Raw genomic sequence first — 13,940 nt, forward strand, 5'->3', positions numbered from 1 at the left:
ATCTTAATATCTGTTTAATTAGATTGCCTATTTAGGGAAAACAAGTTGGGAGTTGAATCAATTTATATGTTGATTCAACTCCTAATTTAGTAAGTCAAGACAATATTAGGTGAACTGTTGTCTTTGTACAAAAGAGACTAGTTAATGAATTGAAGTTGAAATGTGAAATGTTAGTAATCAAATTTTATAGGTTGCATAATTAATTTTCCAAAATCTTTACAAATTTTTTATTAAAATAAAACAATTGAAATGTACTATTGGTTCTAATAAAAAGTAGGGAAAGTTTGCTAATGACTAATATATTAAATTCATATAAGAACTATCTAAAATCTTTTTTTGTTCCAATAGTTATATTGAGTATTATTTGGGTTAGTTATAAGATTAGTCCTTTTGGTAATAGAAATTTATTGGTGAGTGATTTAGGTACACAATATATTCCATTTTTAACGTCACTTAGAGATCAATTATTGCATGGACATTTGAACTTTTATTGGACCTCTCTTGGTTTAGGAGATAATTCAGCACCACTGGTTTCTTATTATTTGTTAAGCCCACTAAATTCGATTCTTCTTTTTTCTAAAGCCAAATATATACCAACCATGATTAGTATTTTGATTTTTTTTAAGATAGGGTTAATGTCAGTAACATTTGATTACTGTCTTAGAAAAACTAATAATGTATTTGCACAATCATGGCTGTTTTCAACGGTTTACTCGCTTAGTGGGTTTGTTGCAATGAATTTTTATAATATTATGTGGTTAGATGCGATGATATGGTTACCATTAGTTGTTGTTGGGATGACTAGATTTTTTGATGAAGGAAAAAGAAAGTTACTAATTTTTTCTTTAGTAATGACAATTGTTTCAAACTATTATTTGGGATACATGACGGTTTTGTTTAGTTGTTGTTATTTTGTTGTGGATCTATATAAAAATTATTGGCGAAACTATAGGATTAGAATAATCAATTATATTAAGACATTATTGCAAGTTACACTTTTAATGTCATTTTTGTTATTTCCAACGTTTGTTGGGATGCAAGAGACCGCGAAAACGGCAATTAAATGGTATTGGTTTATACCACTCCCACAATTTGGGTTATCATTTTTCAATCAACTAGGAATTGCTAGTAATAATTTTAATCAACGGTTGGTACATGGACCAACAATTTTTGTAGGTAGCTTAGTAATTTTTCTGGTAATACTTTATTTGAGAGATAAAAGAATTTGTGAAAGATGCCGAAGAGCGGATACGATGCTACTTGTAATTCTCTTTTTGTCGATGTGGTTTTTACCATTTAATACAATTTGGCATATGATGAATAGGCCTGCTGGATTTCCATATAGAAATTCATTCTTTTTTTCATTCGTATGTATTATGATTGCCGCCAAAAAATGGAAATCCGGTTTTGAGGAAACTGAAAAAAAATTGTTATATAGGACAGAAATCATTTTTTTGCCGCTTTTTGTAGTTAGTTGGACAATTGACTCAAGTCACCATTTATTAGCATTGACAACAATAGTAATGTCAGTTTTGATGTACAGGGCATTACGACAAAAAAACAAAAATATTTTAATATTATTGACTTTAATTGAACTTACACTTAATTTTTATGGTGCAATGAGTAAAATGCAGTTAGGAAATCAAGCTAATTATGAAAAAGTGTATGACAGTGTTACAACATTAACTCGAAGAATTAACGAAAAAGACCGAGGAATTTTTGAAAGAATTACTGAAGACGGAAATTTATTAACAAGTGCGTATACACATAAATATAATGGATATAATGATGGACTACTTTTTAATTTTAACGGGGTGAGTTCTTATGCCTCAACTTTAGATAAAGCGGTGAGACGTTCTTTAAATTCGTTAGGATATTATAGTAAAAATGAACGAAGAATTAGTGCAAAAGGAGGCACAGAACTTTCCAACACTTTGCTTGCAATTAAATATCGAATGATTCGAAAGAATAATAAGCTTAAAGTAGTTAATAATAAATACTTTAAAGGGAACACTTTTTTGTTTTCTGAAAAGGCAATTGGATATAATTCACGAAGGCACACAATTTGGCAAAATCAAGAATTTCTTGCAAATCAGATGATTGGAGGAAAGAACTCTTTATTTCGAAATGTATCAGATTTGAGAAGTTATCAAGAAGAAAAAGCTTTGAATATAAAGGCAACGACAAGTGGGATTTTATATTATGAAAAAGGAGGCAAAAAGATATATAGAATAGGTTATGTAGTAAAAAATCATAGATATACTATTAATGAGCCGTATTTTAGTAAAAAAAGTTTAAAAACAAAGTATTTTAGAATACTCAATCTCAATAAGTTATACAATGTCACAGAAAAGACGCCTAGTTTCAAATATCAAAAAGACAAAATAATGTTAACAAGTAAAATTAGAATAGAAGATAGTAGAAAAAAGTTACTGGTGTTTAGTATACCTTATAATTCTGGTTGGAAAGCGTATCGAAATGGACATCTAATAAAAACACATAAAGTTTTAAATTCTTTGATTGGAGTTTCATTAGCAAAGGGAGTCAACCAAATCGAATTGAAATATAAAACTCCAGGATTAGAAAGTGGAATTATAATTAGTTTGGGTACCTTTATTTGGATAATGATTGAAGAAAACAAAGATTGGAAGTTAAAAAAATATCGATTGAAGAATTATCAGGTATAGTTTGTTATAATGAGTTTAACTAGTAAAAATGATTTTAGAAGGGAGTTTGCTAAAATGTCAGTAGTTCAAAATTTTTTAATTATGCTTTCAATTATTGCATTAATTATCATGTTTGTTTTATTACTTAGTCTTTCGTGGGGAATTTCCTTCCAAGTGGTGGCAGTTGGTGGTGTAACTTCTTTCGTGGTAGCAGTTGGATCGACCATCATTGCATTATGCATTGGTGTTTTAGGAATATTTTCTTCAAAATGAATCATAATAAAGTGAGATTAGATTCCCAAGGGTTGGCCTCTTAGCCTACCTTTTGGAATCTTTTTTGCATAATTCAATAAAGCAAAATAAATTATCAATATTTTAATGTAATATTCGAGGTGTTTTTTCAACCGGACTAAGAAGGGATATGATTAGATGGAAAAATTTGATTTATATGATGTTCAAAGAGCATTTGATAAAATTAAGCCGTATCTGAGGGAAACACCAGTCGTTGATTCGCTTTTTTTAAATAATACTGGCAAAAAATATTTTTTTAAATTGGAGTCAATGCAGCCTGTTAGAAGTTTTAAAATTCGAGGTGCTTTGAATAAGATACTAAGTTTAACAATTTCAGAAAAAGAACAAGGTGTGATTACAATTTCTTCAGGAAACCATGGAATTGCAACAGCATATGCAGGAATGATTCTAGGAATTAAAAAGATTATAATTATTGTTCCAACGAATACACCATCAAATAAAATAGAAAAAATTGAGAAATTTGGTGGAGATGTAATCAAAATGGGTAGAAATTATGATGAGGCACATGTTAAAGGAATGCGATATGTAAAAGAACATGATTTTGTTTACATTGATTCATATTATGACGATCCTTTAATATATAGTGGACAAGGGACTATTTCATTAGAGCTATTGGAACAACTTCCTAAGCTAGATACGATTGTTGTTCCGATCGGTGGTGGTAGTTTAATTACTGGCATTGCTGTTGCGGCTAAAAGTATTAATCCTAGGATTAGAATAATTGGTGTACAAACGGCGGCATGTCCTGCAATGATAAAATCTATTGAAGATAGAATTTTTTATAAAGAATATCCTACTGAAGACTCGATTTGTGAGTCTCTTGTTGGTGGAGTTGGGAAATTAAGTTACGAAATGCTACCTAAATATGTAGATGACTTGATAGCAGTTGATGAAGAAGATATTGTAGAAGCGGTGTCTTTTATGGCATTACAGGAAAAAATAATTGCAGAACCTGGAAGTTGTACAACAATTGCGGCAATTAGGAAGTATGGTAAAAAAATTGGGGGAAAATCAATTGTTGCAATCATTTCTGGTGGAAATGTTGATGAAAAATTATTCAAAAATATAATAACTAATCGAATGACTAAGAATTGAGATAATGTTAAATACTAACTTATTTTTTTTTAACCTAGTATAATTAAGACCATGTTATTAATAACTTGGGAGGATATTAATGGAAAATAATAGATGGATCAGATTTTTAGGGGGTAAAAGCCTGATATTTACACTTTTCGTTTTGGGATTGTTAGCAATAATTATTTATATGTATAGTAAAGTAACATTTATATTCCAACCAATTGTCGTAATGTTTTCAACGATTATGCCACCAGTCGTTGTGGGGTTAATTTTATATTATTTATTAAATCCACTTGTCAAATTTTTGGAAAAGTATGTTAAACGTACGTGGGTTATTATCTTAATTTATATTGTAATTTTAGCATTGTTGGTATTTGGAGGAGTCGAATTAATTATTGCTGCGCGTAATCAGGCAATTGATTTAGTAAAACAATTTCCTAATATTTTACAAGGATTTGAAAAGAAAACTGAAAGTTTAACGACTAACTTTCCTTACAAGGCTGAGTTAAATCAATTAAAAGACTCATTTAATTTATCAAGTTCAAAAATTAGCAAATTTACAGAAAATTATTTGCAAAATGGAGCAAAAAGCTTTGGAGGGGTTTTCTCTGTAATTTCAACTTTGCTATTAGCAATTGTAACTGGACCAATAATTGCGTTTTTTTTGTTGCAAGATAAAGAAAAGTTTTTTAAAACAACTAAGAAAATTATACCTCCAATTTTTCGAAGAGACTTTACAGAGTTCACTAAAATTGTTAATCAACAGATTGGTGGATATTTAAAGGGTCAAATTGTTGTTTCAGCTATATTGGGCATCTTATACTGGCCATGTTTTATTTTAATGGGTCTCAAATATGCAGGGACACTGGCTTTGATTGCAGGTGTTTTAAGTATTATTCCATATGTTGGATCATTTGTAGCATTTATACCGGGATTGATTATTGCTTTTCAGTCGTCATTCATGAGTGCAGTTATTTTTGTGATTATTTGGTTTGTAGTTCAATTTTTGCATGGTCAGTTTATTGTTCCTAAAATCATGGGAAATAACTTACAGTTACATCCTATTACGGTTTTATTAGTTTTATTAGTAATGGGAGATATGTTAGGGATTATTGGTGTGATTTTTGGAATCCCAATATATTGTTTTATTAAGGCAATTACGATTTATTTATTTAAAAAGATCAAGAAGAGATATAATAAATTTTATGGCTCATATGGTAAATATGATGATACTGAATTTTCTAAAGAGGAGTATTTGAAAAAATAATTTCGATAGATAAGAATATTAACAAGTTAGTATATACCAGCTGTTAAAAATGCTATTACGGCTCTAGGAATGCGGATTATATCTTTTCGATAGACAGTTAATTTTTCATTGATTATATTAATTTAATTATCATGTGTGAATCTGTTTTTCGGATAATTAGTTATTATTTAGTGTTAATGACTTCAAAAAAAGGGAACTTTAGAATGTTATTAGATGCATGTCTAATACATAATAATTGAAGTAATTTAAGTTCAATTTCCATATACAATGGATTGAACTTTTTTTGTAATTGTGGCAATTCTTGGAAACCCACTAAAACCACTTTGATTATGACCGTGAGTCATTATAACCAATATATACCTTTGACCATTTGGTAGGGTAACGATACCAGCATCATTATTTACGTCGTTTAAGAAGCCAACTTTGTCAGTAACAGTTGTTCCTTTCATTGCTTCTGCAGCTCCGGTTGGTATTCCTGTGCGATAGACCTGTTTGCCCATTAAACTTAATAATTTTGCTCGATTAGTGGAATTACTAAACGCACCTGTACCATGATATAATTGTAGCAATAGCTCTTCGAGACTTTTAGCAGTCGTTGTTGCATCATTTGAGTTAGTGAAAACTGGAGAATACCAATTTTGGCTTTTAATAAAATTATTTATACTGGATAAACCATAGGTTGCTAGTTCAGTTTCCGCAAAGTCATTTTGACTATAGACAATCATATTATAAAAACCGTCTATGGATGATGTGTTCCATGTGAAGTTGTTATTTTTTGCCTCATTAAACAAATATGCAGTTATAAACAACTTGTAGGTGCTTGCTGAAATGGCTGGCGTCGATGCATTTGCTGAAACTGCGAGGTTTCCTTCTGTGTATAAGGTAGAATTTGATGCATTTTCTGCACTACTGTTTTTTTCAGGAGAAAGATTGTAAAAGCTAACGCTTGCTGTTTTGTCAGCTGTGACTTTGTCTAAATAAGCTTGTAACTTTTTTTTGATTTTATATTTTTCTGCAGCTAGTTTTACTGCATTGTTAGAATTAGTAGTTGTTTTTTTCTGGTTTACATTGTCTATTGAACCACTTGGTTTTTTAGCAAGTCCATCTTGTTGACTTTGTCTGATAAAAAGAATAATCAAAATGATTGAGATTATTAGAATAAGAAGTACTTTTCCTAGTTTTAATTTTCTTCTTTTCTTTCTTCTTTTCAATGTGTCCATCCCACTTTCATATGCGTTAATGCTTACAAAAAGCATAGATGAATTAAGTGAATAAAATATGAATAAATTTGAATTACTATAGGAAATAAATATGATTTTTACACTGTTTTATTTATATGAATTAGGATATATTAAATTAATTTTTTGTCAGTAATAACGTTAACGTGAAGTTTAAATTAAAATAATTATTTAGGTTGGTGTGATTTTTTGAAAAATAGGGTCGTTTTACTTGCGAGTATGTTTGTTAATATGGGAATTGGATTAATTATGCCGATTACAACACTTTTTATTCATGAAAAGTTAAAACAAAGCTTGGTGGTTGCAGGGTATGTTTTGATGGGTTTTTCAATTGCAATGGTGCTAGGAAATCTTTTGGGTGGCTTTTTATTAGATCGATGGAGAGTAAAGGGGACTCATTATCTAGGTGGGATTATTGTAATAGGTTCTTTGGCAATAATTGCGTTGTATCCAATATGGCCACTATATGCTTTTATTGTAGTTTTTTATGGATTGGGATTAGGAATTTTGAATTCAGCTGTTAATGGTTATATTGCATATTTACAAAAAAAGGATAACGCTATTTTTACAAATGCTTATTGGCTAGCAAATGTAGGAATGGGAGTTTCAACTTTTTTATCTGGAATTTTATTTTCAATTGGGATTAGGGCAGTTTTTTTAAGCTCTATGTTCCTATTTATTATTACGATAATCATGATTATTTTTTATTTTAAGCCGATTGAACAAAAACGTAAGACAAAAAAGGATTCCATCGGAAAAATCGGAAGAGATGAAAAATCATTAGTTAGTCTTGGCATAATTTGTCTGACAGTTATTATTGTTTGGATTGGATATGAGCAGTGGAATAGCAATATATCAGTACTAATGTTAAGTAAGGGTATATCTGTGCAAAAATATAGTTTTTTGTTCACAATTTCGACATTGGAGATTATAATTTTTCAACCGCTTATGCGTCCGTTATTTAAGTCAAGTTTCAAAAGCGAAAAAAAACGGGTTATTTTAGGTGTCTTGATGTTTGCATTGTCATATTTGCTGATTTTAAATGCGACAACTTATTGGCGCTTTATTTTGGGTATAACAGCTCTTTCAATAGGTGACATTCTCGCATTAACGACATTACCAGCACTTCTAAATAGATATGCCAATGATTCAAATCGTGCATCAATTCAATCGGTAAGTAGTACTGCTGGATCGCTAGGAAGGTCGCTGGGCCCGTTAATGGGTGGATATATAATTTCACAGTATAGTTATAATATACTGTTTATTATGATTTTTAGTGCGCATTTAATTTTATTACCATTGATAATGTCATTAAAAAAAAGTATTGGGTTTGATGGAGAAAGGGGAAAATAAAATGAATGAGAATATATATAGTGATAATTTTGACGAAAATTGGGATATATATGATAAAGCCCTTAGAAAAATTGGTATTAGGAAAAGAAGAGAAGTTTTAGAAGATGGTGAATTTCATCTAGTAGTTGGTGTTTTTTTATTTGACAAAGATGGGAATGTATTACTACAAAAAAGGTCAATGACAAAACTAAATAATCCAGGTCAATGGCAAGAATCAGCAGGAGGATCTGTGCTTAGTGGTGAGACAGCCGTTAATGCAATTCAAAGGGAACTTGAAGAAGAATTGGGTTTGACAACAAAATTTAGTCAGGAAGACTGTTTTTTTCAAAATATTAACAAGGACTGGATCACAATCTGGTTTAGCAAAGAATTGGATTTTGATATTAAAAATTTGGTCATCCAAGAACTAGAAGTTGATAAGATTGTATTGCTTAAAATTGAAGATGCTATTAACTATTTAAAATCAAGCAAACTTAAAAATATTTTGGTAGAAGCAAGTCGAAACATTTAGCAATTCTAAAAATTTGCAGTTGAGCTGATGAAAAATAAAGAATCAAGGTAACATAATTTTTTTTGTGTTGTATAATCAATTTATATCTTATTATTAGATTTTTAAGGAGAGATGATATTGAAAATAGTTTTAGCAAGTGATCATGCTGGTGTAGCTTTAAAAAAAGAAATTAGTGAATTTTTAACTTCTTTGGGACACGAGGTAAATGACTTAGGCCCATTTAATAGCGATGCTGTTGACTTATCAGATTATGTATATCCTGCTTCACTTGAAGTAGCAAAGAAAAATGCTGATCGTGGTATTTTCATTGATGGAGTAGGATATGGTAGTGCAATGATTGCTAATCGAATTTTAGGTGTGGATGCAGTTGTATGTCAAGATCCATTTTGCGCAAAACTTGCTCGTCAACATACTGACAGCAATGTTTTATGCTTGGGTGGGAAAATTATTGGCTCTGCAATTGCATTAGATATAGTTGATGTATGGATGAAAACAGAATTTTTGAACCAAGAAAAATATATTAGAAGAGTGAATAAGGTTAAAGAAATTTCAAAAAGACATTTGCGCTCAATAGATGAAATATGAGTTGATTGATTTAATTTAATGTTATATTGCAAGAAATGGAGGAGAGTCAAAAGTTATTAACTTGATTCATCCTCCAATTTGTTAGGCTAAAAATAACTTGTTGAAGCCAAATGTAAAATTGATTATAGTAAAATACACGTAAATTTTTATTGAATTTGTAAAGTACATAATTCTAAATAATAATTAGTAGGTACACTAGGGGGTTGGGAACATGACAATTAATGAACATCAAGACTGGTTAGTTGATTTTTATAAAGGGAGAAATTGGTATCACTTTTCACCAATGAACCGATTAGTATTTCTAAATGAAGAAGTCGGAGAACTCTCGCGTGCGATTCGAACAATTGAATTAAATGGGAGAGATCATCCGGGTGATAAGCCATTAACTGGTGATGAAAGAATTGATAATCTCAAGGAAGAATTAGCTGATTGTTTTGATCAGTTATTGATTATTTGTTCCCAGTACGGGTTACATTATAATGAACTAAGCAATTATAGTGAAAGTAAGTTAACAAAAAGATTTGAAAATAGCTAAGGGGAGTGTCTTCTTTGACAAAAAAACAGGAATTAAATCTTATTGAGAAATTATCAAATGCTTATGGAGTTTCTGGGTTTGAACATGATGTATCAGAGATTGTACAAGAATATGGTAGGCCATTTGCTACAGTATCAAAAGATACCATGTGTAATACTTACGTACGACCACAAGCTGATGATAGTCGGCCAACTTTAATGTTAGATGCACATTTAGATGAAGTTGGATTTATGATTCAGGCTATTAAGCCCAATGGAACGGCATCTTTTGTGACTGTTGGAGGGTGGGTTCCAGCCAATGTTACTGCAGAGCGAGTTAAGATAAAGAATCGAAATGGTGAGTGGATATCTGGAATAATTGCAACAAAACCACCTCATTATATGTCAGCTGCAGAACGTAAGCAGCCTATAGAAATTGCTAACTTAGTAATTGACTTTGGAACAGTTTCGGCGCAAGAGACAATTGAGTTATTAAAAATTGGCACGGGTTGTCCGGTAGTTCCTGATGTAAAGTGGGAATATAACGAAAAGCTTGATGTTATGATGGGCAAAGCATTTGATAATCGTATTGGAACAGCTGTTGTTTTAAGTGCAATCGAGAAAATTACACAAAAAAATGAAAAATTAGGAGTGAATGTTGTTGGTGCATTGGCTGCTCAAGAAGAGGTAGGTTGTCGGGGTGCTAAGGTCACTGTTCGCAATATTAAGCCAGACATTGCAATTTGTTTAGATGGTTGTCCTGCAGATGATACTTTCACTCCAGAGTGGCTTATTCAGACTGGGATGAAAAGGGGTCCAATGTTACGCGATATGGATACAACTTTTATTGCGACACCTGCATTTCAAAAATTAGCTGTTGATACAGCACAAGAAAATAAAATTCCTTATACAAGAGCTGTGCGTACGGGTGGTGGCGTGAATGCTAGTGAACTACTAGTGTATGAAGGTGTTCCTACAATTTGTATTGGAATACCAGTTCGTTACGAACATACACATCATACAATAGTTGCTTATGAGGATTTCAAAAATACAGTTGATTTAGTGGTTGCCCTAATTGAGAAGTTAGATAAAAAAATAATCACTGAGTTTTGATATAGAAGGGATAAAAGTTAATGACTAAAGTCGAATATTTTTTATTATTAGTTCCGCTTATTACAACAGGTATAAGTTTGGCTTTAGAAATTTATACTGGAAAACTTTTGTCGGTTACCTTTTTTATGAATCTTGTTGCGTTTTTGAGTATGGTTATTTTGAATTATGCTATATTGAATGAAAATAAGAAAAAGTAATAATAAACAATATTTTATAAAAAGAGGTAATTAGAAATGACGAAAAACAAATATGATTTTTCCAAAAAAACGGTTTTAATTACAGGCGCTGGCAGTGGAATTGGTCGTGCGATAACAAAGGCTTATCTTGATAATGGGGCCAATGTTGTGATTGTTGGCAGAAGAGAGAGTGCATTATTAGAGACTGTTAGTGGGTATGAAAAAGAACGCTACTTAATTATTGCTAAGGATATTTCAATCCCAGAAAATTCAGTTAAAATTGTCGAAAGTGCCGTCAAACATTTTGGGAAAATTGATGTTGTCGTAAATAATGCTGCTGTCTTAGTTAATGGTGAAATTCAAGATATGTTACTTTCCGATTGGGAAAAAATTCGATCAATTAATATTGATGCATTTGTTTATCTTGCACAGGCAGTCTATCCTGAATTACTCAAATCAAAGGGAAATCTGGTCGCAACTTCGTCAGTTTCAGGAAGCTTTGGAGATTGGGGACAATCAGCTTACAATGCTACTAAACATGCAATAAACGGATTTGTACGCTCAATTGCGCTTGATTGGGGAACAGATGGTATCCGGGTAAATGCGGTAGCTCCTGCATTTACCAAAACTGAAATGACATTAGGAATAGGGAATACTGAAAAGGAATTGCAACCTTTTATAAATCGAATTGCTTTAGGTAGGCCGGGTAGACCTGAAGATGTAGCTCCTGCGGTTTTATTTTTGTCGTCAGGGGATGCCACATACATTACAGGAACTATATTAACTGTTGATGGAGGAACTAGTGCTTCAAGTGGACAACCACATATTGGATAATTTTTTTGGAAGAGATGATTTTTATGGTAAATGAATATCCACAGGTAATGACTATCGCGGGTTCAGATAGCGATGGTAGCGCAGGGATGCAAGCAGACTTGCATACTTTTTTCACACGAAAGGTATACGGTATATCTGTAATGACCGCATGTGTGGCAGGAAATTCTTATGGAATCCATGCAAGTGTTTCTTTACCACAAGATTTTATTAATCAGGAATTTGCAGATATTGCTGAGGATTTTAAAGTTAAAGCAACTAAAACTGGAATGTTGGCAGATTCGGCACTAATAAAAAATGTAGTTGAGAATTATCAAAAATATGATTTTGGACCTTTGATTGTAGATCCTGTTATCATGACAAAGCATGGGAATATGTTATTAGAAGAGAGTGCATTTGAAACTTTACGAAGATTATTGGTACCCATAGCAACTGTGATTACTCCTAACTTTTATGAATCAGAAAAATTGACGGGAATGAAGATTAAAAATGATGATGACTTAGAAGTTGCAGCACATAAACTTCAAGATATGGGTGCAAAAAATGTTGTAGCGAAGGGTTATCATCAAGATGAGACACAAAAAAAAGTTTGTGACTTTGTCCTTTTAGAGTCTGGAAAGAGTTTTTGGTTAAGTGCGCCCTATCATCACACAACCCATATTAATGGAACCGGAGATTCTTTGTCAGCGTGTATTGCAGCTGAAATAGGCAAGGAAAAAGGGATTGAAGAAGCAATTCGAACTGCAAAGGACTATGTCAACATGGCTATAGGGAGTGAAATTTCTGTTGGGCATAAATTTGGTCCAATTAACCATTGGGCACCCAACAATTAATATTTTTTGCAATTGAGTAAAACAAAAAGTTGTTACGTATAATTTTTTAATGTTTAGTGAGTAGTTTTCAAAACTTTGAGTTTATTGATATCGATAGTTTTTTCTTTTCAAAAAGATTTTAATTGTAAAAAGTCAAAAGGAGTTGGAAGAAATTTTCGAAGTTTGTTGTGGAAGTTATCAAGATGCACTTAATGCATATGTCGGGGGCGCAAAAAGAATTGAATTAAATAGTGCTCTATATTTGGGTGGATTGACACCAAGTGTTTCTAGCCTTAGATTAATCAAAAAAAATACAGATTTAAAAGTGATTTGTATGGTTAGACCACGGCCAGCAGGGTTTTATTATAATCAAGTGGAATTTAAACAAATGTTATGTGAAGCCGAAGAGTTACTTGTCAGTGGTGCCGATGGGATTGCATTTGGCTGTTTGAATTTAGACTATTCAATTAATCTAAACCAGCTTATTAAAATGGGAGAACTTATAAGAAAGTATCGTAAAGAGTCTGTTTTTCATCGTGCTTTCGATTGCACAATTGATACAACTACTGCAATAGAACAACTAATAAAATATAAGATTACACGTGTTTTAACTAGTGGACAGCAAGAAAATGCAGTAGATGGGAAGCAGTTAATTAAGAAGTTGCAGTCAAACTATGGCACAAAAATTGAAATTTTAGCTGGTAGTGGGATTAAAGTTGAGAATGTACAAGAATTAATAGCATTCACAGGTGTTACACAGTTACATGCAAGTTGCAAGGCTTTTAAGACAGATCCAACAACAAGTGGATTACAGGTATCTTATGGTTATCATGAGGGTGTGCATAAAAATGATTTTGAAGAGGTTAATTCTGATATTGTTGAACAATTGGTGACACTTGTTCGCAAAACAATATAGTGTACTATTTGATTTAGTATGGTAAAGGCTTGCATTTTTAAATTTTACGCGTAAAAATTAGAATAATGAATTACCACAAGATTGTTTGGAGGAATGAAAATGGCAATGGAAAGAACTTTGATTCTTATTAAGCCCGATGGAGTTTCTGCAGGTCATATAGGTGAAATTATCACGAGAATTGAACGCAAAGGTTATAAAATTGAAAAATTAAAAGTGACGTTAGCAACTGATGAACAGTTGAAACAACATTACATAGACAAAGTAGACAAACCGTATTTTAGTGAAATCGAATCATACATGAAAGAAGGACCAATTGTTGCGATTGTTGCGAGTGGGATTAATATTATTGAAGCATTTCACAATATGGCAGGAAAAACAAATCCAACATTGGCAGCACCTGGGACTATTCGAGGAGATTTTGGATGTGAGTGGGAAGATGGGAATCTTAGGAATATCGTTCATAGTTCTGATAAAGAAATCTCTGCTAAGAAAGAGATTAATATTTGGTTTCCAGAAACCTGATAACACGAATAATTATATTTTAAAATTGTAGAGTAGTTGACAAGCCTG

The 13,940-nt window shown here is 31.8% G+C and carries 15 protein-coding genes; 14 read left to right on the forward strand and 1 reads right to left on the reverse strand.

The features are described from left to right. Positions 1-290 precede the first annotated feature (290 nt). From FC80_RS04190 to FC80_RS04205, 4 genes are all read left to right on the forward strand, one after another. Positions 291-2,687 (forward strand): YfhO family protein, encoded by a 2,397-nt coding sequence (locus tag FC80_RS04190; RefSeq protein ID WP_057828879.1) that lies wholly within the window; start codon positions 291-293, stop codon positions 2,685-2,687. 54 nt (positions 2,688-2,741) lie between these two features. Then, complete coding sequence (locus tag FC80_RS04195; RefSeq protein ID WP_057828880.1) at positions 2,742-2,939, forward strand: hypothetical protein; 198 nt, start codon at positions 2,742-2,744, stop codon at positions 2,937-2,939. A 156-nt stretch (positions 2,940-3,095) separates the two neighbouring features. Beyond that, positions 3,096-4,073, forward strand: coding sequence for a threonine ammonia-lyase (locus FC80_RS04200; protein ID WP_057828881.1), 978 nt, complete (start codon positions 3,096-3,098; stop codon positions 4,071-4,073). Positions 4,074-4,152: 79 nt separating this feature from the next. Continuing rightward, a complete protein-coding gene (locus FC80_RS04205; RefSeq protein ID WP_057828882.1) occupies positions 4,153-5,322 on the forward strand; it encodes an AI-2E family transporter in 1,170 nt (389 codons plus the stop codon). A 251-nt stretch (positions 5,323-5,573) separates the two neighbouring features. Here the strand turns inward: FC80_RS04205 and FC80_RS04210 are convergent, their stop codons facing one another. Then, positions 5,574-6,533, reverse strand: coding sequence for a serine hydrolase (locus FC80_RS04210; RefSeq protein WP_235807236.1), 960 nt, complete (start codon positions 6,531-6,533; stop codon positions 5,574-5,576). Positions 6,534-6,749: 216 nt separating this feature from the next. Between FC80_RS04210 and FC80_RS04215 the strand changes: the two genes are divergently transcribed. The 10 genes from FC80_RS04215 (at position 6,750) to ndk (ending at position 13,892) form a co-directional block, all read left to right on the forward strand. Continuing rightward, positions 6,750-7,913, forward strand: a complete 1,164-nt coding sequence (locus FC80_RS04215; protein WP_057828884.1) for an MFS transporter — start codon at positions 6,750-6,752, stop codon at positions 7,911-7,913. A 1-nt stretch (position 7,914) separates the two neighbouring features. Beyond that, on the forward strand, positions 7,915-8,424 hold the full coding sequence (locus tag FC80_RS04220; RefSeq protein ID WP_057828885.1) for an NUDIX domain-containing protein: 510 nt from the start codon (positions 7,915-7,917) through the stop codon (positions 8,422-8,424). Between the two features lie 117 nt (positions 8,425-8,541). Then, a complete protein-coding gene (locus FC80_RS04225) occupies positions 8,542-9,009 on the forward strand; it encodes an RpiB/LacA/LacB family sugar-phosphate isomerase (RefSeq protein WP_057828886.1) in 468 nt (155 codons plus the stop codon). A gap of 211 nt (positions 9,010-9,220) precedes the next feature. Then, complete coding sequence (locus FC80_RS04230) at positions 9,221-9,544, forward strand: MazG nucleotide pyrophosphohydrolase domain-containing protein (protein WP_057828887.1); 324 nt, start codon at positions 9,221-9,223, stop codon at positions 9,542-9,544. A 14-nt stretch (positions 9,545-9,558) separates the two neighbouring features. Then, complete coding sequence (locus tag FC80_RS04235) at positions 9,559-10,635, forward strand: M42 family metallopeptidase (protein ID WP_057828888.1); 1,077 nt, start codon at positions 9,559-9,561, stop codon at positions 10,633-10,635. 20 nt (positions 10,636-10,655) lie between these two features. Next, complete coding sequence (locus FC80_RS09485; RefSeq protein WP_157055590.1) at positions 10,656-10,832, forward strand: hypothetical protein; 177 nt, start codon at positions 10,656-10,658, stop codon at positions 10,830-10,832. Between the two features lie 36 nt (positions 10,833-10,868). Next, complete coding sequence (gene budC, locus FC80_RS04240; RefSeq protein ID WP_057828889.1) at positions 10,869-11,645, forward strand: meso-2,3-butanediol dehydrogenase; 777 nt, start codon at positions 10,869-10,871, stop codon at positions 11,643-11,645. Positions 11,646-11,668: 23 nt separating this feature from the next. Further along, positions 11,669-12,475, forward strand: coding sequence for a bifunctional hydroxymethylpyrimidine kinase/phosphomethylpyrimidine kinase (thiD, locus tag FC80_RS04245; protein WP_057828890.1), 807 nt, complete (start codon positions 11,669-11,671; stop codon positions 12,473-12,475). 142 nt (positions 12,476-12,617) lie between these two features. Next, entirely contained in the window at positions 12,618-13,370 is a 753-nt protein-coding gene (locus FC80_RS04250; protein ID WP_057828891.1) for a copper homeostasis protein CutC, read from the forward strand. 99 nt (positions 13,371-13,469) lie between these two features. After that, entirely contained in the window at positions 13,470-13,892 is a 423-nt protein-coding gene (ndk, locus tag FC80_RS04255) for a nucleoside-diphosphate kinase (RefSeq protein WP_057828892.1), read from the forward strand. Positions 13,893-13,940 lie beyond the last annotated feature (48 nt).

It is taken from the genome of Liquorilactobacillus cacaonum DSM 21116 (assembly GCF_001436735.1).
Taxonomy (GTDB): Bacteria; Bacillota; Bacilli; order Lactobacillales; family Lactobacillaceae; genus Liquorilactobacillus; species Liquorilactobacillus cacaonum.